Source organism: Paenibacillus sp. A14 (genome assembly GCF_036864815.1).
In the GTDB taxonomy this organism is placed as follows: domain Bacteria; phylum Bacillota; class Bacilli; order Paenibacillales; family Paenibacillaceae; genus Fontibacillus; species Fontibacillus sanfengchensis.
In genome coordinates this window covers 1-25,801 of sequence record NZ_JBAGJD010000009.1, presented here as the reverse complement: position 1 = coordinate 25,801, position 25,801 = coordinate 1, and the positions used below count along the sequence as shown (strand labels likewise).

The 25,801-nt window shown below is 53.6% G+C and carries 20 protein-coding genes; 5 read left to right on the top strand and 15 right to left on the bottom strand.

Features of this window, described 5'->3' with window-relative positions:
* Window positions 1-53: 53 nt before the first annotated feature.
* From V4U88_RS20700 to V4U88_RS20665, 8 genes are all read right to left on the bottom strand, one after another.
* Window positions 54-950, bottom strand: coding sequence for a carbohydrate ABC transporter permease (locus V4U88_RS20700; RefSeq protein WP_334075151.1), 897 nt, complete (start codon window positions 948-950; stop codon window positions 54-56).
* A 28-nt stretch (window positions 951-978) separates the two neighbouring features.
* A complete protein-coding gene (locus tag V4U88_RS20695; RefSeq protein WP_334075150.1) occupies window positions 979-1,890 on the bottom strand; it encodes an ABC transporter permease in 912 nt (303 codons plus the stop codon).
* Window positions 1,891-2,197: 307 nt separating this feature from the next.
* Window positions 2,198-2,956 (bottom strand): GLUG motif-containing protein, encoded by a 759-nt coding sequence (locus V4U88_RS20690; protein WP_334075313.1) that lies wholly within the window; start codon window positions 2,954-2,956, stop codon window positions 2,198-2,200.
* Between the two features lie 877 nt (window positions 2,957-3,833).
* Window positions 3,834-4,901 (bottom strand): Gfo/Idh/MocA family oxidoreductase, encoded by a 1,068-nt coding sequence (locus V4U88_RS20685; protein WP_334075149.1) that lies wholly within the window; start codon window positions 4,899-4,901, stop codon window positions 3,834-3,836.
* Between the two features lie 37 nt (window positions 4,902-4,938).
* The gene (locus V4U88_RS20680; RefSeq protein ID WP_334075148.1) at window positions 4,939-6,021 is read right to left on the bottom strand and encodes a Gfo/Idh/MocA family protein; all 1,083 of its coding nucleotides are present in this window, start codon (window positions 6,019-6,021) and stop codon (window positions 4,939-4,941) included.
* Between the two features lie 27 nt (window positions 6,022-6,048).
* Window positions 6,049-6,981, bottom strand: coding sequence for a helix-turn-helix domain-containing protein (locus V4U88_RS20675; RefSeq protein WP_334075147.1), 933 nt, complete (start codon window positions 6,979-6,981; stop codon window positions 6,049-6,051).
* Window positions 6,978-7,988 (bottom strand): Gfo/Idh/MocA family protein, encoded by a 1,011-nt coding sequence (locus V4U88_RS20670; protein WP_334075146.1) that lies wholly within the window; start codon window positions 7,986-7,988, stop codon window positions 6,978-6,980. The genes V4U88_RS20675 and V4U88_RS20670 overlap by 4 nt, the downstream gene beginning before the upstream one ends.
* 140 nt (window positions 7,989-8,128) lie before the next feature.
* Window positions 8,129-8,956 (bottom strand): AraC family transcriptional regulator, encoded by an 828-nt coding sequence (locus V4U88_RS20665; protein WP_334075145.1) that lies wholly within the window; start codon window positions 8,954-8,956, stop codon window positions 8,129-8,131.
* 184 nt (window positions 8,957-9,140) lie between these two features.
* Between V4U88_RS20665 and V4U88_RS20660 the strand changes: the two genes are divergently transcribed.
* The 4 genes from V4U88_RS20660 to V4U88_RS20645 all read left to right on the top strand — a co-directional run bounded on the left by V4U88_RS20660 (window position 9,141) and on the right by V4U88_RS20645 (window position 13,614).
* Complete coding sequence (locus V4U88_RS20660; RefSeq protein WP_334075312.1) at window positions 9,141-10,310, top strand: Gfo/Idh/MocA family protein; 1,170 nt, start codon at window positions 9,141-9,143, stop codon at window positions 10,308-10,310.
* Window positions 10,311-11,168: 858 nt separating this feature from the next.
* Window positions 11,169-11,417: a hypothetical protein gene (locus tag V4U88_RS20655; RefSeq protein WP_334075144.1), complete on the top strand. Its 249-nt coding sequence runs from the start codon at window positions 11,169-11,171 to the stop codon at window positions 11,415-11,417.
* 98 nt (window positions 11,418-11,515) lie between these two features.
* Entirely contained in the window at window positions 11,516-12,595 is a 1,080-nt protein-coding gene (locus V4U88_RS20650) for a Gfo/Idh/MocA family protein (RefSeq protein ID WP_334075311.1), read from the top strand.
* A complete protein-coding gene (locus tag V4U88_RS20645; RefSeq protein ID WP_334075143.1) occupies window positions 12,592-13,614 on the top strand; it encodes a Gfo/Idh/MocA family protein in 1,023 nt (340 codons plus the stop codon). The genes V4U88_RS20650 and V4U88_RS20645 overlap by 4 nt, the downstream gene beginning before the upstream one ends.
* Window positions 13,615-13,716: 102 nt before the next feature.
* On the opposite strand, the gene V4U88_RS20640 is transcribed toward V4U88_RS20645, so the two are convergent.
* The 4 genes from V4U88_RS20640 to V4U88_RS20625 all read right to left on the bottom strand — a co-directional run bounded on the left by V4U88_RS20640 (window position 13,717) and on the right by V4U88_RS20625 (window position 18,776).
* The gene (locus V4U88_RS20640; RefSeq protein WP_334075142.1) at window positions 13,717-14,220 is read right to left on the bottom strand and encodes an S-layer homology domain-containing protein; all 504 of its coding nucleotides are present in this window, start codon (window positions 14,218-14,220) and stop codon (window positions 13,717-13,719) included.
* Window positions 14,221-14,430: 210 nt separating this feature from the next.
* Window positions 14,431-16,461 (bottom strand): methyl-accepting chemotaxis protein, encoded by a 2,031-nt coding sequence (locus V4U88_RS20635; protein WP_334075141.1) that lies wholly within the window; start codon window positions 16,459-16,461, stop codon window positions 14,431-14,433.
* Window positions 16,462-16,656: 195 nt separating this feature from the next.
* Window positions 16,657-18,300, bottom strand: a complete 1,644-nt coding sequence (locus V4U88_RS20630; protein ID WP_334075140.1) for an MDR family MFS transporter — start codon at window positions 18,298-18,300, stop codon at window positions 16,657-16,659.
* A gap of 14 nt (window positions 18,301-18,314) precedes the next feature.
* On the bottom strand, window positions 18,315-18,776 hold the full coding sequence (locus V4U88_RS20625; RefSeq protein WP_334075139.1) for a MarR family winged helix-turn-helix transcriptional regulator: 462 nt from the start codon (window positions 18,774-18,776) through the stop codon (window positions 18,315-18,317).
* A gap of 937 nt (window positions 18,777-19,713) precedes the next feature.
* Between V4U88_RS20625 and V4U88_RS20620 the strand changes: the two genes are divergently transcribed.
* Window positions 19,714-20,055: a cupin domain-containing protein gene (locus V4U88_RS20620; protein WP_334075138.1), complete on the top strand. Its 342-nt coding sequence runs from the start codon at window positions 19,714-19,716 to the stop codon at window positions 20,053-20,055.
* A gap of 107 nt (window positions 20,056-20,162) precedes the next feature.
* Here the strand turns inward: V4U88_RS20620 and V4U88_RS20615 are convergent, their stop codons facing one another.
* The 3 genes from V4U88_RS20615 to V4U88_RS20605 form a co-directional block, all read right to left on the bottom strand.
* Window positions 20,163-21,119 (bottom strand): 3'-5' exoribonuclease YhaM family protein, encoded by a 957-nt coding sequence (locus V4U88_RS20615; RefSeq protein ID WP_334075137.1) that lies wholly within the window; start codon window positions 21,117-21,119, stop codon window positions 20,163-20,165.
* An 83-nt stretch (window positions 21,120-21,202) separates the two neighbouring features.
* Complete coding sequence (locus V4U88_RS20610; RefSeq protein ID WP_334075136.1) at window positions 21,203-23,665, bottom strand: transglutaminase domain-containing protein; 2,463 nt, start codon at window positions 23,663-23,665, stop codon at window positions 21,203-21,205.
* 457 nt (window positions 23,666-24,122) lie between these two features.
* Window positions 24,123-25,801 (bottom strand): WIAG-tail domain (locus V4U88_RS20605; RefSeq protein ID WP_334075135.1); only part of this gene is annotated, 1,679 nt, incomplete at its 5' end.

The window sequence follows — 25,801 nt, the reverse complement described above, 5'->3', positions numbered from 1 at the left end:
CCCTCTTTCTCCAGTTCATTTCGTCGATGTATATCAACCCCAGCTGTTTAAGTTCAGCCTTTAATGGCACCGACCAGAATCCCTTTTTCAAAAAATTTCGAAAGCAGCGGATACAACACCAGCAGCGGAAGCGAGGAAACCACGACCACGGCATACTTGATCCCTTCCTGTACCATCATCCGGTCCGCATACCCGTCGTCGATGGCGATCGCGGTCATTTGCTGAAAATCGTTCTGAATCAGAATTTCCCGCAGAATAAGCTGGAGGGGATACAGCTCACGGTCCGAAAGATAGATCATGGCGTCGAAGTAAGAATTCCAGTGGCCGACCCCGTAGAACAACAGCATCACGGCGAGGATCGGCGTCGACAGCGGCAAGACGATCTTGTACAGGAGCCGATAGTCGCTGCAGCCGTCCACGTACGCGCTCTCTTCCAGCTCGACGGGAATTTGCGTCTGAAAAAAAGTCCGCATAATGATCAGGTTATAGGCGCTGATCGCCCCCGGCAGAACCAGGGCCCACATCGTGTTCACGATGCCGAGCGATTGATTGACCAGATAGCTAGGAATCAGGCCGCCGCTAAAAAACATCGTGAAGGTGAACAGAAACGTGAAGATATTTTTTCCGAAGAATCTCCGCCGCGACAGCGGATAAGCGCCCAGCACCGTCATGGTGACATTGATCAAAGTACCCACCACAGTGTATAGCAAGGTATTACCGTAACTGCGCCAAATGTCCTGATTCTCAAAGATCTTCGCATAGCTTTCCAAATGAAAGCCCTGCGGCCAAAGCAGCAGCGGATTTTCATAAATCAGGCGGGGGTCCGACACCGAGGCGAACAGCACGAACACCAGCGGGTAAAAAATCAGAAACGTTAGAAGCAGGACCAGCGCGAAATTGACCGCATCGAACACTTTTTCGCCCGCCGTCCTTTGGATACTGAGATTCATCTACACAACCCTCCCGATCTCACGCGATTTACCAGAGGCTCGTTTGCCCGGCCCGTTTGGCAATGGCATTGAACGAAATCAGCAGCATAAAATTGATGATGTTGTTAAAGAGGCCGACCGCGGCGGAAAAGCTGTACTGGGCGTTTAAAATCCCGCTCTTGTACATGTAAGTCGAAATGACCTCCGAGGTTTGCAAATTGAGGTCGGACTGCATAAGGAGCACCTTTTCAAAGCCGACATTCATGATGCCGCCGAGGCTAAGAATGGAAAGAATCACGATCGTCGGCATGATCCCCGGCAGGGTGACGTGCCAAATACGCTGAAACTTGTTGGCCCCGTCCATATACGCCGCTTCATATTGGTCCGGCGAAATGCCGGACATGGCGGCCGTGTAGAGAAGCGAGGACCAGCCGATACTTTGCCAAAGTCCCGACCAGACGAACAGATGCCAGAACGAACCCGGGTCGGCCAGGAAATCCCGGCTGGAACCGCCAAACCACTGGATTAGCGAGTTTATGACCCCTTGATTCGGAGAAATAAAGAAAAACAGGATGCCGACGGCGACAACGACGGAAATAAAGTGCGGAGCATAGGAGATCGTTTGAGCGACCGTCCGGAAGCCTTTCGATCGAAGTTCATTGAACATGAGAGCCAGAATAATCGGAGCCGGGATGCTGATGAGGAGTCCGTAGATGCTGATGCCCAGCGTGTTGCGCAGGATGTTCCAGAAATAATAGGCATTGAAAAAGCGTTCGAAATGCTCAAAGCCGACCCATGGACTCCCGGTGATGCCGAGTGCGGGCATAAAATCCTTGAAGGCGATTTGCACTCCGTACATCGGTAAATAGTGCCAAATGATAAAGTAGAGGACGGCGGGGGATATAATGACGTACAAGGCGATGTTGCGTCTGAATTGACCGCGGATGGCCGTTTGTCTCATTTTCCACGGATGAGGCATTCACATTCACTGCTCCTTTCCCAAGAGGTGATTAAGGCCGGCATGAATAGAATGAAGACCGAAAATGTAACCGCTATCAAAAGTAAATAGCCGCATCGTTTCCTTAAATTAGTTGATCAACTCCTTAATTAGTTTGGTAAAATTTACATTTTTGTTATGACATATATTATAATATATATACAATATGGTCAATGTGTTATTACAAATTCATTTTTTTCACTAAAAAAAGAAACGGCATTCGGAAGGGATTTCCTTGCCGAAGCCGCTTCAAGTTTAACTGACCTGCACGTCAAGGATGGGGCCGTCTTAATGTCGGGTAGTCGACGCCCTCCTTGATTTCCCACACCTGGATAAAATCCCAGTTTGCAAAAGTCGCCTGTCGCTTCATTTCTTCCGTAGTTTTCGGCTCGCCGCCACCGCCGATCACACGGGTTGACTCGCTGTCATAATAGCTATCGGTAATCAAGCCCTCACTGCCGGAAATACCGCCTGTTTTAGAATTTCCCTGAATCAACCCGGCTGCATAACACTTTTGGATCGTACCGAAGGAACCGCCGGCGATTCCCCCAACTTTGTTCGGGGCCGTCACTTTGGCCAAAGCATAGGAGTTAAGGATGACACTGCTCGTCTCCGCGCTGCCGGCAATCCCTCCCGCTAGCCCCGAAGTAGCTGTAACGCTTCCTTTTACGGCGGCGTTTTCAATCCTCCTGGTCACTTTAAGAACTCCGCTTACTCCGCCAACCCAGTAGCTCCCCGATACTTCCGCATCGATGGCGATGTTTTTGGCACTACCATACATCACCCCGCTTAAGCCGCCAACGGATTGGGCCGCAGAAGCAATGCTCCCCTGTACGGATACATTTTCAATATGACCGTAATACAAAATCCCTGCCAGACCCCCTACCTCCGGGGCGGACGATGTAATATCCACGCCGGTCAAATGAAGGTTGCGAATCTCCGCTCCTTGAAGGATACCGAACAAGCCCGCGGGAGCCTGATCCGTATTGCGAATCGTTAAACCATGGATCGTATGGCCGTCTCCATCCAGGCTGCCATATACCGGGTGTCTATCTCAATCACATCATCCCGTAAATCCGCTCCCACGAAAAGAAACCCCGCATTTATTTTTAATTATATGGGTTGAACTAAAGAATTGGCGTTGGGAAAGGATAGGATAGGGTTTCGGATACACGTTGCCAACATCCACAATTGTAGATATAAGATCCCACCATCGGGGTCTACACCATTACCGGGAAAATTTCCTGTTAATGTACCGCTCTTGGTTCTTCGATCGGATTTAGCAGGAAAAGCTCCATCTATTTTGCGGCCCTATTGCCGATATACACAATTTCAGGCGAATTAGCGGGAGGTTTTCCAGCTAATTCGCCTCTGCAGCCGCTTACGCACCAAATTAACGGGAAGAATTCCCTTTAATCGAATCAAACCCTTAGTTGCAGGTCAAGGGTGTGATAAGAACCCTTAACACCGCTGTCTAATATGCAAATCAATAGTTCAGCCTATATAGTTAGTACAATACGGCACTAGCGTGTTCATTGATCGCCATCGAATTTTTGTTAGCGGCAGTTTCCCTTTTAAGCCGGGCAGGGGAATAAAGACCTTTTCGGCCGCTATTTTGTCGAAATCGTCCCTTCGGTTTAAAATAGGGGTCCTTTAGGGCATTATTTTTGGAAAAAAACGGCTCAAACCTGATTTTGGAACTCGCATCAGAGTAATAAGGCCCTTTTTGACCGCTATTTTATCCGCGAAAGCGAATCGGGCCGAAATAGCGGCTCAAAAGGCCGCTATTTCAGTGGGCAGCCGGGTAATTTGCCGGGCATCGGCCCCCCTGTTCGCCACGACGCTTCTTAAGATGACGAATAAAACAGTCACCACCACCGGCTAAGCCGATGGTGGTGACTGTTTTATCAGTACAGATCGAATTCCTTCACCGTTTCGCCGGTGCGTCCGGAGCGGAAAACCGCCTCGATCAGGTTCAATACCCGCAGGACCTGATCGTTCTTGACCAGCGGCTCGGCCGTTCCTTCGAGTACCGAAACGTAGTTGTCGTAAAAGCTGCTCGGCTGGCGGAAAGGCTCCGGCAGTACGCCCGTCAGCGTGGCCGATTCCGAAGGCGGCGCCATCGTCTTGGTCAAGCCCACGCCCGCCTGGATCGGTTTGGGCTCGACATGCTCCGCCTCGCGGTTCCGGGTGACGGTCCGGCCGGTCATAGACCAGTCCTCGATCACGCCGGTGCCTTCCGTTCCTTTTACGTACCAGCGGGGCAGGGGAATGAAATTCGTCGTTCCGACTTCGACCAACGCGGACAGACCGTTCTCGAACTGCAGCACCGCTTCAAACCCGTCATCGACTTCATCGCCCAGAATAAAGCTGAGGCGGCCGGTCACGCTGGTAATTTTGCTGTCCACCATAAAGACCAACTGATCCAGCAAATGCACGCCCCAATCCAGCAGCATCCCACCGCCGTAGGCTTCGAGATGCCGCCAGTCCCCCGGAATCCCATTCGCTCCGTGGACTCTCGATTCGATGCGGAACAGGTCGCCTACCGTTTTTTGCTCATACATCTGCTTGATGATGAGGAAATCCTCGTCCCAACGGCGGTTCTGGTGCACCATCAAAACGCGGTCCGCCCGCTCGGCCGCTGCCGTCATTTCCTTGAAATCCTCCACGGACATCGTCACCGGCTTTTCGCAAATGACATGCTTGCCCGCGGCAAAGGCCCGCACGGCCAGCTCTTTATGCACATCGTTCGGTGTCGCGATCAGTATCGTTTCCACCGCGGGATCATTCAAAACGGCATCATAGCTCGAATACGCCGGATACCCGTCCTTTTCCGAGGCCGCTGCGCGCTGACCGTCGATATCATAAGTCCCGGCCACCTTCAGCCGTCCGTTGTCCTTGATTAATTTGGCATGGTAGCTCCCCATGCCTCCGTAGCCCACGATGACGACGGAATGTTTGGCATGCTCATTCATACAATTTCTCCTCCATGTTCCCCGCTGCTGTCGGGAATCAGTTCATATAGACGGCCTTCCCGGTCCGCGCCGATTCATAGATGGCCTCCAGGATTTCCGAGACGACACAAGCCTGTTCCGGCGTGACCACGGGCTCCAGATCCTTGTCGACGGCTTCGATCCAGCTTCTCATTTCCGTATCCGCCGCATTTTCGGCCTTTCCGTCATAAAAAGCGACACCGCCCGCACCGAGGTCAATCTCTTTGGTGTACAATCGTCCGAACTCCTCACCGTTGATGCGCAGCCCGTTCTTCATATCCGCTCCGGCTTCCGTACCGCTTAAGCTGCACTTCGATTCGTCCACTTCCAGCGAATTGAGGGCCCAACTGGATTCTAGCACAATCGTAGCGCCATTTTCCATGACAATCATTCCAAACGCGGAATCTTCCACCGTGAATTTTTTCGGATCCCAAGGTCCCCAGGCATTGGCCGCATTTTCCCGCTGGGACAATTCATGGTATTTCGTGCCCAGCACAACTTTGGGTTTGTAGTTATCCATCATCCAAAGCGTCAAATCCAGGGCATGGGTGCCGATGTCGATCAACGGACCGCCCCCCTGTTTCTCTTCATCCAAAAATACGCCCCAGGTCGGCACCGCTCTTCTCCGGATCGCGTGCGCTTTGGCATAATAAATATGCCCGAGCTTCCCGGCCTCGCACACCTTTTTCAAATACAGACTGTCCGGCCGGAATCGGTTGTTGTATCCGATCGTCAGCTTCTTTCCGGTCCGCTTGGCCGCTTCGACCATCTTTCTGGCATCCGCCGCCGACTTGGCCATCGGCTTCTCGCACATGACATGATTGCCGGCCTCCAGCGCGGCGATGGAAATCTCGGCATGTGAATCGTTCGGCGTCAGCACGTGCACGATATCCAGTTGCTCCTCCTTGAGCATTTCCCGGTAATCGGAATATACCTTGGCCCCCTCGCTGCCGTATTTGGCGGCGGCTTCCTCCGCACGCTCCGGAACGATATCGCAGAAAGCCGTCAATTCGACATTCGCCAGCTTGTTCAAGCTGGGCAGATGCTTCCCGTTCGCGATTCCCCCGCATCCAATAATCCCTACGCGATACACTTTGCTCATCTTTTTCTCCTCCTCATAAAATCGAACTCATTTGGCCTGTTTGGCCTTACGGTAAGCCGAGGGCGTTACGCCCATCCGCTTGCGGAACACCGAATGCAGGTACGTCGCGTTCGTGAACCCCTCCGACTGGGCGATCCGCTCAATGGATAGCGCACTTTCCTCCAGCCGCCGGCAGACCGACTTAAGGCGGATATCCTCCAGCACCTTGCTGAAGGGCTTCCCGGGATCCATTTGCCGGAAAATCCGCTGCAGCTGCCGCGGGCTGATGTTCAGCTTCTCGGCGACATTCTCCAGCGTCAGACTCGCGGAAGAATTCGCCTCCATATACTGGACCGCATATTCGTACCGGTAGGCGATCATATTGCGGATCGGGGCCTCCGTGCCGATTTCTCCCGAGTCATAAGCCCTTACCGCTTTCAGCAATATACTGATCACCAGCTGTTTAATGGAGGTATAATACCCCCGTTGTTTTCCCTCGCACACTTCATACGCTTCCAAAAAACAGTTCATCGCCCCATGACGGTCCAACTCCGGCTTCAGCGGCAGCTCCCGGAGCTTCTCCATGCACTCCTCCGCCTCCGCCGCTTCCCAAGGGTCGGTATCCGTTCGCTCCCTGGGCGCAATATCGACGTGGAGGCACAATTCGTACATCGCCTCCTCCGGCGAGGCCGCCTGAAAATGCATGACGCCCGGGCCCGTCAGATAAAACATCCCTTCCGATAACGGGAACGACTCATCCTCAAGGATCACCGTGCCTTTCCCCCGGGGAATGAAATGAAATTCAAATTCGGCATGGTTATGAAAATCAATGACCCTTCCGGGTTCAAACGAGGTCAGATGGAAACGCAGCACTTTGATCTCGTAATGGCCCCAGACGATTGTAATGTCGAGCCGCTCCAGGAGGTCCTGTTTCTCAAACATGACCTCATACGGAAAGGGGGTTAGCTTCCCGGCGCTCATATTTTCGGGGCTGCCGCTTCCGGACGAATCACGCGGCCTTCCCTGGCCGAGCGGTTGGCCGCTTCCATCAACCGGGTCAGCTCCACCGCCATTTGCAGGTTGCCGCGGGCGACCGTGCCGCTTTGGATATGCCCGACCCATTGCTCGAATGCGCTTTCACGCCGGCTTCGCGGCGACACTTCGATCCAGGCTTTGCCCTCGTTTTCCGCTTTGTTCGATTTAAGCAGCAGTTTGTCTTCCGGTGTTCCGTACAACACGGTTCCTTCCGTACCGTGGACCTCGACCGTAAACGGAGAATGGCTGTTCACGAAACCCGCTTCCACCACGCCGATGGCGCCCGATTCGGTAAACAGCGTCACAACGGCGTTGTCCTCGACCTCTTTTCCCGTGATATAGCCGTAGTTCGCGCTTACTCCCGTCACCTCCCGGCCCAGGAGCAACCGGGTCAGATACATCGGATGGCAGCCGAGATCGATCATCGCTCCGCCGCCGCACTGCTCCAGACTATAAAAATGCGCCGGAAGCCAACCGGCCAACGCTCCATTATGTGAAAGCCGGACCCGTACATAAGTAATCTCGCCAAGCAGGCCGCGCTCCAGAATTTCTTCCAAAGCGAGCGTATAACCTTCATTCAATCGGGGGAGGGAAACCGTGAACTTTACTCCGCTTCGCTCCACTTCCTCCATAATTTCACGGACCTCCTGCAGCGAGGGGGCGATCACTTTTTCCGTAAAAATATGCTTCCCCGCCCTTGCGGCAGCGGTGATCACTTCCTTGTGACGGTTCGTTGGCGCGTCGACGATGACGGCGTCCAGATCTTCCTCGGTCAGCATCGCCTCAAGCGATTCGTAGTAAGGAACGCCCAGCTTGTCGGCGGCCTCCTTCCCCCGGACCGGATCCTCATCCCATACGGCCGCAATCACCGTATCCGGGTGCTCCTCCGCCTGCCGCGTATAATCCCAGGCGTGAACATGCCAGAAACTCGCCTTGCCGATTCGAATACTCAATTCGGTTACCTCCCATGCATATATGATATCCTGACATCTATTCATTAAAGTAACACACCAGTTTGGATTTTTTTAGTAGGAGTATGCGACAAAACTATACAAAATCACGACATGTACCTTGGAAACTCAGGCTGTTGAAGTCAACGGGTCCACGCCCGGTAGGCCGTGGGTGAAATCCCGGTATGCCCTTTAAACTGACGGGAAAAATACGCCAGCTGCATGCCGAGCTGTTCGGCGATATTCGCAATGCTATCATCGGTGTAGGTCAGCAGCCGCTTCGCTTCGTCCATGCGCTTGCGCTGAACGTAGTGGATCGGCGTGATTCCCATAATTTTTTTGAAATACGGAATAAAATAATTCGGATGCAGATGCACAATTTCGGCCAAGGTTTCGATTTCAATCGTTTCGTGCAGATGGTCGTGGATAAATTTGAGCACCCCTCCCAGCTTGCTCCGCTCCGTAAACTGGAGATAGTCCTTCAAATGATCGCCGTAACCTCCTTCCTCCAGACAGGCGGCCAGCAATTGAAGCAGCCCGGCCTGCATCCGCAGCGCCGAGAAGGGACCGCCCGACTGGAACTGGCCGACCAATTCGTCGAAAGCGGCGCGAACCGCTACCGGCTCCTTGACATCGCTGATATAAAGCGGACTTCCCGCATGAAAAAGCGGCCACTCCCCCACATGCGCATCAAAATGGCAAAAATAGCGGGTATACGGATTTTCCGGCGAAGTGAACGTCACCTGACTCGCCCCGGCCGGCATAATCATCAGCTGATTGGGCCGGGGATAATATGTAATCCCGTTGAGCACGACCGATCCTTCCCCAGCGGCTATAAAATACAGACGGTTAAAACTCGGGGACTGCTCCGACCGGTTCCATCCGGGGAAGCCGCTTCTCAATTGAACATGCGTCACCGTCACGGCCAGGCCCTCAAGCAAGCGCCCGACAAATGGATCCCCTGCCTGCATGCGATATTCTCCTCCTTTTTGCGCAACGGACTTTTCACTCTATAAATTCTTATATTATCACTTTCATTTTCCGAATACACCTTAATTTTGTGCAAAAGTAACTTAACCTTTGCGATTCTATTTCACTGTGCTTCCAGCTAAGCTAAAAGCATCCTCGCTAAGATGGAAAGGCAGGTATGCTCCAATGGATCAAGTACGATTTGGTATTATCGGCATCGGAAATATGGGGACCTCCCATGCCAAACAGCTTCTGCAAGACATCCGCGGCGCCCGGCTTACGGCCGTTTGCGACAGCAACCCGGAACGGCTCCGGTGGGCGAAAGAGCACCTGCCCGAATCGGTGCTGACCTTTCCGGACGCGGACGCGTTCTTCGCCTCCCGCGCCATGGATGCCGTGCTGGTTGCCACACCGCATTACGATCATCCGGACTTGGCGGTGCGCGCTTTTGAAAACGATTACCATGTGCTGGTCGAAAAGCCGGCCGGAGTTTACACCAAGGCGGTCCGCGACATGAACCTCGCCGCCGCCAAGTCCGGCCGAAAATTCGGCATCATGTACAACCAGCGCACCAATCCCCTCTACGCCAAGCTGCGCGATTTGGTAAGCTCCGGAGAGCTGGGGGAGATCCGGCGGACGAACTGGATCATCACCAATTGGTACCGCTCGCAGAGCTACTACGATTCCGGCGGCTGGCGGGCCACCTGGGCCGGTGAAGGCGGCGGCGTGCTGCTGAACCAGGACCCGCACCAGCTCGACCTGTGGCAGTGGACGACAGGCATGATGCCGAAAAGGGTACGCGCCTTTTGCCATTTCGGCAAATACCGGAACATCGAAGTCGAAGATGATGTCACGGCCTATGTAGAGTATGAGAACGGCGCGACCGGCCTGTTCGTTACGACGATCGGCGAGGCCCCGGGCACCAATCGCTTCGAGCTCTCGGGCGACAACGGCAAAATCGTCGCGGAAGACGGCAAGCTGACCTTCTGGCGCCTCCGGGTGCCGGAGCCGAAATTCAACGCCGAGTACACCGGCGGATTCGGCCAGCCGGAATGCTGGAAATGCGACATCCCGGTCGGCGAGGGCATAGGTCAGCAGCATCGGGGCATTCTGCAAAACTTCACCGACGCCGTGTTGCGCGGCGAGCCGCTGCTCGCCCCCGGGGAGGAGGGCATTCTCGGCCTCACCCTCTCCAACGCCATGCACCTGTCCGCCTGGACCTCGGACTGGGTGGAATTACCTCTGAACGAGGACTTATTCTATGCCAAGCTGCAGGAAAAAATCAAGTCCTCGGCCTACCGCAAAACCATCGGTCCCGCCGGCGGCAAGCTGCTGGACGTCTCGGGCACGCACTAGCGGCCCAACAGACATGGTAGTATGCCAGCGGCCTTGCTACCGTGCGGGAGGCGAGCGGGGCGGGCGGGAAGCTAGCGGTGCATTACGGGCAAGCAAGCGGGGCGAGCTCTCCATAGTTGCTCTTGAGGACGTAATAGCCGTTATTTCGTGAAAAAGCGCTTTTGGGAAATCTAACGGAAGCCATAGCGCCCTATTTGTGACTCATTACCGCCCGCATGATCACCTTTAGCCAAAATAGCCGCTACTCTGTCACTGAAGTTGCATCAAACCTGACAGGATGCCGCTTATTTTGAAACTTGTCGCCTCGGTGTGGCGAGTTGGATCCGGCGCGAAGACGAAAATTACGCTAACGGTTGCCACAGCCGTTATTTGCCCTGAAAACGCCGACTTCCCATTCTAACGGTCGCCACGGCGCTTATTTTCGGATAAACAGGCTGTTAGGGCGAGAATCCAGGGAAATAACGGCGCTCACGACCGCTAGAATTTTGAAAAGGTTACTTTTCGTTAAATAGCGGCTGCTACAGCCGTTAGACTTCACTGGCGTTGCATTAACCCGAGGGGGCTAATGGCTGTAACAGCCTCCCTTTGAAGCCGGGCGGGTGGATAAGGGCCGTTTGCGTCGCTATTTTGTCGAATCCGTCCCTTCGGCGTGAAATAGAGGTCCTTTAGGGCCTTATTTTTGGGAAAAGCGGGCCGAAATAACGGCCCAAAATGCCGTTAATGTGGCGGGCAGCACTATGTGTCAGGTTTGATGCAACGTCAGTGCTACTCCGTCCGTTAGAATCTCGAATCGCCTTAAAAATACGAAATAGCCGCTATGGCTGCGGGGGAAGCGCCCTCTTTTTGGCGCCATAATAAATGCTCGATCGACCCGAACCTGCCCGAGGAAGCGTGGCTGCACTTCAAGGAAATTACGGCTCCCCGGGCTGGCGGTCAGGTTGGGCGCCCCTGGCCGAGGGATTTGTCGATTTCCGCCGGCTGCTGGCCGACTTGAAATCCGTCAGGTATGACGGGTATCTCGGTATCGAGGATTTCAGCGGGCAATACAGCTCCGGCGCTCTGCTGCCGGCGTTTGTGCAATTTATCCGCGAAAGGATGGGGATTTGATGGACACAAAGCCCACCGTAGGGATGGAATCGTCGCCGCAAGGAACAAACGAGCCCGGGCAAGTTCTCCGGCCCGAGGCTTTTCAAACGCGGGACGGGATGAACTACGCCCCGAAAGGCCTGCCCCGGCCGGTCGTGCAGCCCGGCGAGTTCACGTTTGCGGCCGTCGCTTTGGATCACGGCCATATTTACGGCATGACCGGCGGACTGGTTGAAGCCGGGGCCAGCCTGAAATGGGTGTATGATCCGGATCCGGCCAAAGCCGAAGCGTTCATCCGCGAGTTTCCGCAGGCGGTCCGCGCGGCTACGCTGGAGCAGGTGCTTGAGGACCCGGAGGTCCGGCTTGTGGCCGCCGCCGCGATTCCGTCGGATCGTTGTGCGTTGGGGCTTAAGGTCATGGATGCCGGGAAGGACTATTTTACCGACAAAGCGCCGTTCACAAACCTGGATCAACTGGAATCGGCCCGGGAAGCCGTTCACCGCACCGGCCGCAAATACGCGGTTTATTACAGCGAGCGCCTCCATGTGGAATCCGCCGTCTATGCCGGACAGCTGATTCGGGAGGGGGCGATCGGCAAAGTGCTCCAGGTCACCGGCTTCGGCCCCCACCGTCTGAATTCCCCTTCGAGGCCGGACTGGTTTTTCCGCAAGGCGCGGTACGGGGGCATTCTGTGCGATATCGGCAGCCATCAAATCGAGCAGTTTCTGTTCTATACCGGCTGCAAGGATGCCCGGGTGCTGCACAGCAAAGTCGCCAATTACCATCACCCCGAATACCCCGAACTGGAGGATTACGGCGACGCCACCCTGCTGGGGGATAACGGGGCCACACAGTATTTTCGCGTCGATTGGTTCACGCCGGACGGACTCGGCACGTGGGGGGACGGTCGGACGTTTATTCTCGGCACCGAGGGCTATATCGAACTGCGAAAATACACCGATATCGCCCGGGATTCGGATGGCGATCACGTCTATCTGGTCAACCGGGAAGGGGAGCGACATTTCAGCGTTCGCGGCCAAATCGGCTTTCCTTACTTCGGGGAATTGATCCTCGATTGCCTGCACAGAACGGAACGGGCCATGACGCAGGAGCACGCCTTTAAAGCCGCAGAATTATGCTTGAAGGCACAGGCGCAGGCGATGCTCATTTCCCGGGAAGAGGATGGGATAAGCAAATGAATGAAGCGTTAGGCGCGGCGATTATTGGCTGCGGGACGATCTTCCCGCTGCATGCCGAGGCGTTGAGACAAATGGACGGAGCCATGTTGAGGGTGGTCATCGATGAGGATCGAAGCCAGGCGGAAGCGGCGGCCGGGGAATTCGGGTGCGAGGCCGCAACCCGTTACCGCGAGCTGCTGGACCGGAATGATATTCAGGTCGTTCATTTGTGCACGCCTCATCATCTGCATGCCGAAATGGCGGTCGAACTGCTTCGGGCCGGGAAGCACGTGCTGAGTGAAAAACCGATGGCCCATAACCTCGAAGCGGCGCTGCAAATCTCTCAAGCGGCGGAGAGAAGCAACGCGCAGTTTGGAGTGATGTTTCAAAACCGATATAACGAGTCCTCCCAGATCATTCGAAATTTCATTGATACAGGTGAACTGGGAAACCTAGTTTGCATGAAAGGCATCGTCACCTGGTCCCGGAACGCGAGCTATTACAGCAACAGTACGTGGCGCGGGCGTTGGGAAACGGAGGGCGGCGGCGTTCTGATCAATCAGGCGATCCACACCCTCGATTTGCTGCAATGGTTCGGGGGCGAAGTTTCTTCCATTCGGGGCTGCGCCAGTGCTGACTTTCTCCATGAAGTCATAGAAGTGGAGGATACGGTACATGCCGCGCTTACCTTTAAAAATGGAACGCGTTGCCTCTTTTACGCCACAAACGCTTACTCGGTCAACTCGTCCGTCGAACTGGAGCTTATTTTCGAGCGCGGCAGTCTTCACCAGCATCGGAATCGCCTTATCCTGAACCAGGGCGGCCAGGAGAGTCTTCTTTGCGGTCCCCCCTTCCTCTCCGGGGAAACCGGAACGGCTGCCGGGAAATCTTACTGGGGCTATAGCCATGGCCGGCTGATTTCCGATTTTTACAACCATATCCGGGAAGGCCGGAAGTTTTGGATCGACGAGCGCGAGGGCCTGAAAACGATGCGGTTGCTGTCGGATCTCTATGCATCCCCGCAAATCCGCCGGCCGTAACAGCGCGGATAATCAAAAACCTCAAGCCGCTCGTGCGCCGGCTTGAGGTTTAATTATTTCCTTTCCGCTTACAATCGATTCAGGGTCAAAGTCGGTCCTTGCTCAGTCGCGCCTGTTTTCCGGAGGGAGATGTTCCAAGAACGCCTGCCTCAACTTGTCCAGCAGCAGAATCGCTTCCGCCCGCGGGATCGGGCGAAACAGGCCTCCCGGTACGGATCCTTCCGACAAATAACCGCCATATTGGAAAAAAAGAACCGCTTCTCTCGTATAAAAGGGAACCCGGTTCAGTTGCAACTCATCGGTTGCTCCCCTCCGGAGCCGCTCGGGCTCTGGCTCCAGCAGGTTTAATCCGATCAGGTACCGGTGCAGCATGACAAGATAGTCCAGCGTTCGAACCCTGCCCTGGGGGCTGAACTGCCGGAGGCCGGTTCCCCGGATCAGGCCCAACTGGCTTGCCGCCCCAATGGCTTCGGCATAGTCGCTTTCCTGCTTCACATCGTTGAACAATTCGTTCTTTCTTCCTTGAATACCGAACAGCCGGTTCAGCAGGACCACCGCCTCCCCGCGGGTCAATTCCCGGGAGCACTCCGTTTTTTCACCAAGCATCTCATTAATCACACCCTTAATTATGCATGAATTGGCCCCTCTTTCTCATGAAATTCATTCTGCCGTCCCAGTATCAATTCCGCATTAATTCCAGTTCGACATATTGTTAAACTTTGTGTAAAAAAACAGCCGTTCCCTAAAAAAAGGAAACGGCTGTCATAAAAATGTCTATCGACTTCCTCCCAAGGAAGCCACCGGCTGTTTTTCCGTTTACAGCTTAAATTTCTTAAGCTCGTCGTCCAGCAGCTCGGAAAGTTTTTGCAGCCCTGCGGCATGCTTCGTAAACTCCGTCATCGTGGCGGAGATTTCTTCGGTAGACGCGGACACCTCCTCCGAAGTCGAGGCGATCTCTTGCGATACGGAGGAAAGGCTCTCAACTTCCCGGACGACATTTTCCCGGTTCCGATCGCTCTCCATCACATCGCTTTTAACCGTATGGACCTTGTCGATCAAGGTTTGTACCGAAACGATGATCTGCTCAAAAATCTCTTTCGTTTCTTCCACGGCCGTTTCTTGCTCCCGCACTACCGTTTCCGTCCGGTTCATCGCGCTTACCGCTTCGCTGACGACACTCTGGATCCCGGCCACCATCTTGCCGATTTCCGCCGCGGAGGCGCTGGACTGCTCGGCGAGCTTGCGGACCTCATTCGCGACGACCGCAAATCCTTGGCCGTGCTCCCCGGCCCTGGCCGCTTCAATGGAGGCGTTCAGCGACAGAAGATTCGTTTGCGTTGAAATTTCGGAAATCGCGGCCAGCATTTGATGGATGTCTCCCATATGCTTCTCGATATCCTGTACTCTCCGACGAACCTCGTCCGTGGATTGTTTGGTCTGGCCGGATTTTTCGGCAAGCAGGGATACCTGTCCAAGACCCTTATTTCCATATTCCGCCGAGATTTTCGAGGCTTCGTCCATCTCCAGCGTGGAAGCCGATATACGTTCCAGATTTCCGGAAAGCTCCGCAATTTCATCGGCGCTCGTCTGCGAGTTTTCGGCTTGGCGGACGGTTCCCACGGCGATTTCCTCAATGGCCTTGGCCACTTGCTCCACGGAACGGGAAGTTTCCATCGTCATTCTGGACAAAGACGAGGAGGTCTCCAGCACGGTCTTGGAGGAAACCTCGACATTCTGCAGCGCTTGGGACAGTCCCTCCATCATGCTGTTAAAGCTGGCTTCCAGTTCCTTAAATTCATCCTGCGAATTTACGTGGATGCGGGTGGTCAGATCGCCCTGGGAGGCTTGGGCAAAGCCCGTTTTAACTTCCTGAACGTTTCGCCCAATTTTCCGGCTGATGAAATAGGCTACCATTACGGAAACCAGACCGCACGCGATCATCAGCCATAAAGTGAGGTGACGGATTCCCCTGGAGCTATCCGTAATTTCCTTCGTGTCCAACGTAGCTACGATTTTCCACCCGGTTTTAGCATGGGTCGTAAAGGCCGACGTTTTGGAAACGCCCTGGTATTCATATTGACTGAAGCCTTCCTCCCGGCCGGCTATGTCTTTCCACAGTTTTATTTTGCTCAATTCGTTCGTGCCGATCAGCTTCTGGTCCTTATGTGTGATCGCTATCCCGTTTTTGGAAAGGACCAGCATATAGCCGTTTTCGCCGATTTCAATCTGATTGATATCATTGCTGAGCGCGTCGATATCCAGGTCGATCGCGATGACCCCGGAAACGGCCTTATCTTTGCCCAGCACAGCCTGGGAGACTGTAAGGGTCATCTTTCCCGTGGCCTTGTCCGTATAGGGTTCGCTGATCGCCAGTTCCCCGTTCGCTTTGATGGCCTCTTTATACCAGTTTTGAAGCGTCGGATCATAATCCCCCAGCTCCGTCTCCTTCGGTGCAATCAGCAGTTCTTTGTCGACGGAGGCGAAATAAACATTTCTGAAATCTTCTCGGGTATTTCTCATATCTTCGAGGAGAAACTGTCCGTATGTACGATTGTTGGGATTTTTTGAAAACTCCGTAAAATCCACGTTATGGGCCAGCAAATTAATCGAGCCCTCTACTCCTGACAGGTAATTGACTACACTATGTCTGACTTCTTTGGCCAATTGCAGGGACGAGTCCTCCGTTTCAAGCATCATCGTGGTTTGGACGTGTTTTATGGAAATCCCCCCAACGATGATCACAGGAATGATCGCCAGCGCCGCCATAAAAACAATCAATTTCGTTTTCATACTTTTGAAGCGCGGCAGCCGAATCGTCCAGTTCAGCTTTTTCTTCTGATGGTTCATGATGTGGTATTCTCCCCTTTTATAAATATGTTTTCAAGTTACGTCACAAGATATCGATTATACCATCTCCCGGTAGATCGATCCATGTAAATTTTCTGTAATTTTAGTTTATTTTCATTATTTTCAAAAAAGAAACAAAAAGAGCAGCATGGCGCTTCTCAGCCCCACCCTGCTCTCATTCCCTATCTTTGGGAATTATGCTTTTACACCGGCTGCTTTGGAAGAAGCGGCTTGGCGTTTGGCTTCACCAGCGGGTTCTGCACCAACCTCGGACGAAGCCTGATTCGTCGTACGCAGCGGGAGTTCCTTCAGGAAGAAGACCAGCACGAAGGCGACGACCAGGACCAGCGTCCCCGTAAGGAACACGACGGACAGCGTATCGCCCAGCGCAGCCCGTATGCTCGCGATCATTTGCGCGAACAAGGGCTGCACGTCCCCAGGCAGGCTGGCTTGCGTCTGTTCGATCAGCGGCTTGTTCATCAAGGTCTGCGGATTGGCGAAAGCGGTAAGCTGTTTAGCCATCGCCGGATCCATCTTGCTGAAGTCCACGGCGCTGTCCGACTGGAGTGCGCTCTTCAGGTTGCCCGCCAAACTGTTGGACATGACCGTACCCATGACCGCGATCCCGATCGTACCGCCCAGGTTACGGAACAGTTGGGAGGAAGCCGTAACAACCCCAAGCTCCTTGTGCGGAACCGCATTTTGCGTGGCCAGCGAGAAGACCGGCATCCCCAGGCCCAACCCGATCCCGAAGACCATCATGCTCACCACCGCGAGCCAGACGCTGTTCATAATAACCATTAGCGCCATGCCAAGTATCATAACCGGCACGCCGATCAATGCATATTTTTTGTACTTGCCTTGCTTGGCGATCCATTGCCCCGTCAAGGCGCTCGTAATGACCATAAAAATACTCATCGGCATCGTTACATAACCGGCATACGTCGGAGTAATTCCCATGACCCCTTGCACGAAAAAGGAGATGTAGATCATAGCGCCCATCATGCCGAAGTTCATAATAAAACCGATCAGATTGGAAATCGTTACAACATCGTTTTTAAACAAATGCATCGGCAAAATCGGGTTTTTCGTTTTCAATTCAATGATGACGAAGATTACCGCAGAGACGACCGTCGCCGCCAATAGGCCGAGAATTTGTGCAGAGCCCCACTTATATTGGGTTCCGGCCCAGGAAAAAGCCAGCAGCAGCGGCACGATCGTTGTTGTCATAAACAGGGAACCCAGGTAATCGATCCCCTCCCCTTGCTTGCGGTCCACCTTCGGAAACAAAGTGAGGATCATAATAAAGGCAACGACCCCGAGCGGCAGGAAGATCCAGAACAACCAGTGCCAATCCAGATGATCGACCAGGTAACCGCCAAGCGTCGGTCCAAGCACACTGGAAAAACCGAAAATAGCGGTCATAAAGCCCATCCATTTCCCGCGTTCACGAGGAGCGAACAAGTCCCCGACCGCCGTAAACGCCGTGGACTGGATAATCCCCGCGCCGATCCCCTGAATCCCGCGGTAAGTGATAAACTGGAATACATTGGAAGATGTTCCCGTCAGAAAGGCGCCGGCCATAAACAATAAAATACCGATCAAGATAAACGGCTTGCGTCCGAAAATATCGGACAGCTTGCCGACCAGGACGGTCGCGATGGTCGAGGTCAGCAAATAAATATTGATCGTCCAGGTATAATAATCCATCCCGTCGAGAATGGAAATAATGCGCGGCATCGCCGTGCTCGTAATCGTTTGGTTAATCGCCGCAAAAAACATGGCCGTCATAATGGCAATCATAATGGTTATTTTGCGTTTTAATGATAAGTGCTCCATACTCTCTCCACCTCTTAGTTCTCTTTTTCCAAATAGGCAATCATCTGCGAAAATATCCGCTTCAAATGCCGAATATCTCTATCGTCCAGCATACTGAATATCGTCCGGTTCGACTCTTCCTGCTCTTGTATGATTTTATTTACAATGTCCTTACCCAGCTCGGTAATGGTTATATAAACAACTCTCCGATCGTCTTCGTCCCGGGCCCGGATTGCATACCCTTCGGTCACCAAACGATCGGTCAGCCCCGTAATGGCCGCCGAGGTAAGCCCCAGCTTTTCCGCAATCGTCGAAACCCTTTGCGGACCGCTTCGGCTCAAGATGTGCAGCATTTTAAACTGGGGAAAGCTGAGATTGTACTCGCCTCCGCGTTTGTTCCATTCTTGGGTAATGCCCTTGATCAAAGTTCTGAACATCGTCGTTACTTCGAGCAAGTCTTGTCCTTCCACGCCTGTTCCCCTCCATGATCTGTCCATCTAATGATTTGAACCATCTCCTTTCTCTATTTCATTAATTCATAACTTAATAGTTATATAGTTTAAATAATAAGCAGTAAAATATTAAAAAGCATTTATTAATATACCTGGAACTCAACGCTTCGTCAAGCAACAATCATAAAGAATTTTTTTCCCAAAAAAAGATTCTGTATAGGTTGAACTAACGAATTGGCGTTGGGGAAGGATATGATAGGGTTTCGGAGATACGTTGCCGACATCCACAATTGTAGATATAAAGCCCTACCGTCGGAGTTTACATCATTAACGGGAAAATCTCCCGTTAATGTACCGCTCTTGGCTCTTCGATCGGATTCAGCTGGAAAAACTCCATCTATTTCGCAGCCCTATTGCCGATATACACAATTTCAGGCGAATTAGCGGGAGGTTCTCCAGCTAATTCGCCTCTGCAGCCGCATACGCACCAAATTAACGGGAAGAATTCCTTTTAATTCAAATGTACACCGCTGCCTATTGCCCCATTAGACATCGTAGTAGGAGAAAATGAGAAACCGCTGCGTCAACTATAATTTGGAGGGAGTGAGGTGCCCGATAAGTACGCAGTCTCAAGCCCACAGACATCCAAGTCCGTATTAAGCCCGGGGCGATCAGGGTGCCTAGCCTAGTTGCACTTCCAACTCCAAATGAGGTAAATCTGCAGGTATTTCAGCAATTTTAGAGAAACGAGCCTACTTCGCCGAAAATTCCTGCTGAATTGCAGGATTCTTGAAATTTTTGTTCCGAACAGGAAAAAAACTTGCAGATATGCAGGAGGAATTCTTGTTAGTCAAGGTTGTCTGACGAGGCACTAGTATGCAAATCAATAGTTCAAACTATATGCATGATTTTTGCAAAAATTGATTTGAATCAAGGTTTGCTTCCCCACGGACGGGTAGGATAAAGGCAAGGAGGGATTCACATGGAGAAAAAAACATTGGCAAGTCTGCAGGAATATCAAGAGGGGAGATTTACGAAGCGAATCGCCTTTCAAAAAGGCGAGAGTGTGGTATTTGTTTTAAACTTCTTGCCAGGACAGCAGTTGCCCGCACATCAGCACCCCGGAACGGATGTTTATCTCCTCGGTCTCGAGGGAGAAGGAACGGTTTCCGTGGACGGCGTCGAGTCCGCATTGGCTAAAGGGGAAATCGTGCATTTGGAGGGAGAGGAAACGTTCTCGTATACAAATTCGGGCAGCGAGCCTTCCTCGCTGTATGTCATTCTGACCAAAGTTCCCGAGCCCCGTTACGCACAAAATATCTAGGTTCAGCCCGAGCTTCAAGAATAAGAAGGCTGCCGCACGGTGGATATTCCAAAGTGCGGCAGCCTTTTATCAGCTTAAACATATAAGTGCGGTAAGAGATTTTATGCCTACAACTTGGTCCGGTACACGGCCTTGTTCTCAAGCCCGCGAATCAACGGCGTCCATTCGTCCGTCTCCGGTGTTGTATTTAAAGCGTCCTCCACCATCTGCAACTTGGCATCCATCGCATCGATGTAATGCAAGGCGACCGCTTCGGCCATCTGCGGCTGAACGGGGCTCCCCCATTCGCCCAGGTTGTGGTGCGACAGCACCAGATGCTGCAAGCCGAGCACCCTGGGCGACTCCGGTCCGATTCCGAGCCGGACGGCGGCCTCCGTAATCCAATTCGAAGCCATGGCGATATGGCCAACCAGCCTGCCCTGCACGCTGTATTCGGACACGATGCCGAGCTGCGCCACCATCTCTTCCGGTTTGGCGATATCATGCAGGATGATACCGGCCTTCAGCAGATCGGCGTTTAAAAACGGCCGCTGGCGGCACAGGAAATCGCCGAGCTCCAGCATGCGCACCATATGGTACGCCAAGCCGCCAAAATAAGCATGGTGATGGGTCTTGGCCGCCGGAGCATGCTCCAGCTTCTCCTCTACTTTTCCCACACAGAACCGCACGATTTCCCGAATCTCTTCATCGGCAATCCCGTTCACGACGTGCAGGATCGTATGCATCAGCTCCTCCGACGAAATCGGCGCGGAGCGGATAAAATCCGTCAACTTCACCCCGTCCTCGGCCTTCGCCGGGCGGATTTGCATGATCTTTACCTGCAGTTTGTCCCGGTAGGTTTGGACCAGCCCTTTTACCTTTACGAGACCCATCGGAAAAAAGGTTTCCTTGTCGGTCGAAGACGCATCCCACAGCTTGGCCGGGAGCTCCCCGCTGGCGTCGCACAGCATCATATCGAGATAATCCTTGGGCGGCGTGCTGTTCGTCTGCTTGATTTCCAACGATTTCAGCAGGTAAAAACCGACAAATTCATCCTGATTCCCCAGTTGCCTGATCAATGTCACACTAGATTCCTCCATAGAAATGATAGTTTCATTATACTACGGAGAGGAACGGATGACAGCCCAACTGCCGGGTTGCCGCCACGCTACGGATAAATTACCACGTAATTTTCCATTTCGTAATAATCCGCATCCTCCGCCAGCTCCGGGGAAATTTGATAAAATGTTTCCGAGGCGGCCTCCATCAAATCGTTTTCATCCAGATTGGAAGCGACACGGAGCGAAATGACCTCATCTCCCCGCCGCAGGCCTTTCGCCAATTTCTTCTTGAACTCCGCCAGCGTTTTGACTTCTAAGCCATGGGAGGCATAATAATCTTTGGAGTTGGATTTGCCGGCGTAATCGTACAGCTCGCTGTCCAAAACATAGTCTTCGTCAAAATGAAAGTTCAGCTCTTCGGCCAACTGATCGCCGGCATTGTACAGGAAGTAAGGCACCCCCGCATTCGTGGCGCCGTTTGTCGCATCGACATTCAGCCAATCCTCGCCGATTCGGACTTTATTCCAGGCATGGGGAATATCGTCCAGCGTCCCGGTAACGACGATGCTTTCCAGCCCAGCAAGATCCCCAAGCAGCTTAAAAGCATAGGCGTAACTCATGCAGACGCCCTTTTGCTTGACCAGAACACCGTAAGGGGTATAGGCATCGGAAAATTCGTCATCGACATATTCAAAATCGTGAGCTTCCGAGTTTTCATAGGCTTCGTCGTCATATACCGAATTGTTGTCCAAATAGTCGTAAATGGCCAATCGTTTCTCCCCTTCGGTCATCCCTTCCCTGATTATGGAGGACAAAATATGCCGGGCCGCCTCCAGCGTCTCGGCTTGCTTCTCCTTGATCGTTCGCTGTGAATCATGGTAATCCACGATAAGGGCCTCACTGAAATAACTGTATCTGTAGCTTTTGACGCCAAGAATCATCGGGTTTTGATAATACACCTTGTTCAGCACATCTAAGAGCAGTTCCTCATCCTCCGCCTCGGAAAAAGCGCTCAAAGGAATTTTTCGTTGGCCATCGATCATGAATCTGGCCAGATACTCTTCCAGGGCCGAATCCGCGTGAATCTTCACTTCCTTCAGGATGGGCAGGTCGGGAACGAGCTGACGGTCCCAGCGTTTAAGCTCGGTCGGATCGTTATCCTCCTCCGGAAACCGCTGCTTCCAAGTCTTGATCTCGATTTGCGGCCCCGAGGGCTCCTCCTCGGCCAAACGAAACGCCTCCAATTCCGCTTGAGGAACGGAAGCCTGCCGGGCCTCCAACGCCTGGATTTCCCGGTCCGTCGGGCGGTCGTAGAAGCTTATCCAGCCTCTGAGAGCCGTCCCCGGAATTCTATAATAAACCCGACTGGAATCCTCTTCATTCTCCGGAGAAGACAGCCTCAACGTATCGTAGACAATCGTGCGGCTTGTCACACGCCCATCCACATTTTCGACGTCCACCTTTTGCGGCAGTCCCTCCAGCCTTTGGAAGCCCAGCAACAACCGGTCCGAGGCCTCCTCCGTCAATTTGGAAGGGAGCTTGCCCAACAGCGGGTACGTTTGTACCGCTTTGCTAAAGTTGGATTCCCGCTCTCCGTTGACGGCTGTCACATAATAGTTTCCGCTAACCATAAGATTTTGGGAGGTGACTCTATCCTTGGAGGAGAAATAGCTCAATGCTCCATGGCCGTCCATCATAAAATCGTCGAATTCGGTTTCGGTCGTTACTCCGATCAAAATCGGATAATTATCCTTAAACCCGCCCCCGGCGCCCGGGATAGGAAGCTGTTTCTTTCCGTCGCCGGCAAAATCGGCCATATCGTTGTAGATATGGTAGGCCTCCGCTCCCTCCACAGGCTTCCACCCCAGCTTCAATCGGCCTTCTCCGCTAATTTGGGCGGAAACCTCCGGCACGGGCAGCGCCGACTTCACCGTAAACGGAATGACAATCGGCGAATCAAGACGAACAGGGTCAGCCGCTTTCATATCGTAGTTTACACGGATATAGTATTTAGGGGCGTTCCCCCACACATTTTCACCAGCTTGATAAGTATAATTGGATGTTAAAACGCCATAAAGCGCTGGGGACAAAACCACCCTGGAACCGGGGGCCGCTCTCTCGTCAAATTCGGCCCGGTAATCGATTCGGCTCTCCGGAAGGGCCTTCGAATCGGTATGTACTGACACGATATCTTCGGGGCGCAGCTTTTTTCCGAAGACGGATTTGAAAGTTATGTAGAAGGTTTCATCGGGTTCAACCTGAGCCAGAGTCCCCGGCCCTCGAACCTCGGTATAGGCGTTGCTGTATTTGTTCTTTAAATCGGCAACCGTCAAAGTTCCGGTAATCGGCGCTGCCTTCGATTCCGAATCCTTTTTGGGCTTTGGCTTGGTCTGTTGCGTACTTTGTTCCGTTTCGGTTTCCGGGCCTTTCGATTTCTCCTGAATTGGCTGAAGGATCGCCGCGGTTTCCCTTACGATATCCTCCGCCATCCGGTCCGCCCACTGACAACCGGCCAGAGTCCAGCAGCACAGGATGACAAGCCCTAGTTTCCTCCAGACGAACCCATGCACGTCGCTCCCTCCGCTCTATAAGTAATAAAGTTATTATACAAAAGAGAGGGAAATACTGTATATAATCTGAACGGCTCTTTTTTGTCATTTTCGACAAAAAGCTATATAAGTTGAACTTAAGAAAGCTGCATCGGAAGCATAGGCTGCGTTCGCCTTTGTGACCGGATTTCTACCGTATAAATTTAATTAAGAAAACTGGGACGGGCAGCGATCGGAAGAACATTTCACACGGCTGCCTTACAGGTAAATCAATTGTTCAACTTATATATATTCCGATATCGGCGTCTCCCGTTTGTTCCCCACGACCTGATTTCCCGTAGTGATTTCCGGATGGTACGAATCTCTCCAAACCCCTGGTTCTAAAATCCCGCTCCCTCCTTTCTGTAAAACGGGAGACGGCCGCCCGGAAATTCCGGCGCGGCCGCTTTGTAGTCAAAAATTGTTCTTTGCATGCGGTTTAATCAAATGAACCTACGGCAATCCACGTGATATACCCGTAATTAAAATGGCTGTCTCTCAACCTGGTGACCTCCACCACCGCCAATTCCCGGGTCTGTTCCTTTAGCGAGACGTAATAAGCGGGCTGGTTTGTCATGGCGACGAGCACGTAATGCTCGTTGGGATAAGGCTGATCAAACATGACGGTAACATCGGTGGAAATCTCGTTCCTGGAGAGCAAGAACGGACACATTCCGAACTGCTGAAGTGTCGGCTGCCCGAACGGGGCTTGAACGGGAGTGATGCTCAAATGCTCCGGCCCGACCGCACCGGGCTTGATTTTTCCGGCACCGACCGACGCCTCGCCCAGATGCTGTTCCAGTACGGCCTCCGTTGTAATGTGCCGGCTGCTTACGGCGTCCGCTTGAAGATGGTCCGGGCCCACTGCCTCGGCGCCAAGGGCCTCCGCCGTCACCGCCCCCGCTTGCAAATGGCCGCTTCCGATGGAGCCCGGCTGCAAATCTTGGCCGCTAACTCCAGCCTGCGGCAGTAGACCGTCCTGCTGCAGGGCGGGGGAAAGATGCCAAACTTCAACGGCATGCGAGCCGATATGCCGCGTTTGGACCGCTTCCTCGGCCAGATGGTCCGCATCAACTGATTCCGCTGACAGATGCTGACGCTGTACCGCACCATCCCCGATATGGTGCTCCTGTACCGACCCCGCCGTCAGATGACGGCTGTACACGGCGTTTCTCTGCAGATGATCCGCGCCTACAGCTTCGGCCCCAAGCGCCTCCGCGTTCACGGCTCCCGGCTGGAGATGGTGCGGGCCGATCGATCCCGCTTGCAGTTGGTCTCCGCCGATTCCCCCCGCCGGCAGCAGACCGCTCTGCTGCAGTTCGACGGACAACTGCCAGGTTTCCACACTGTCCGGAGCGATGTGCCGCGTTTGGACCGCTTCGTCGGCCAAATGCACCGCATCAACCGATTCCGCCGACAGATGCTGACGCTGTACCGCACCGTCCCCGATATGGTGCTCCTGTACCGACCCCGCCGTCAGATGACGGCTGTATACGGCGTTGGCCCGCAGATGGTCCGAGCCTACAGCCTCGGCCCCAAGCGCCTCCGCGTTCACCGCTCCCGGCTGAAGATGCTGCGGGCCAATCGATCCCGCTTGCAGTTGGTCTCCGCCGAGCCCCGCCGACGGCAGCAGGCCATCCCGCTGCAGTTCGGCGGACAGCTGCCAGGTTTCCACGCTGTCCGGAGCGATGTGCCGCGTTTGAACCGCTTCATCGGCCAGATGGCCCGCTTCAACCGATTCCGCCGACAGGTGCTGACGCTGTACCGCACCGTCCCCGATATGGTGCTTCTGGACGGAGCCCGCCGTCAGATGATGGCTGTACACGGCGTTTCTTTGCAGATGATCCGGGCCTACCGCCTCGGTGCCAAGCACCTCCGCGTTCACCGCTCCCGGCTGAAGATGCTGCGGGCCAATCGATCCCGCTTGCAGTTGGTCTCCGCCGAGCCCCGCCGACGGCAGCAGGCCATCCCGCTGCAGTTCGGCGGACAGCTGCCAGGTTTCCACGCTGTCCGGAGCGATGTGCCGCGTTTGAACCGCTTCATCGGCCAGATGGCCCGCTTCAACCGATTCCGCCGACAGGTGCTGACGCTGTACCGCACCGTCCCCGATATGGTGCT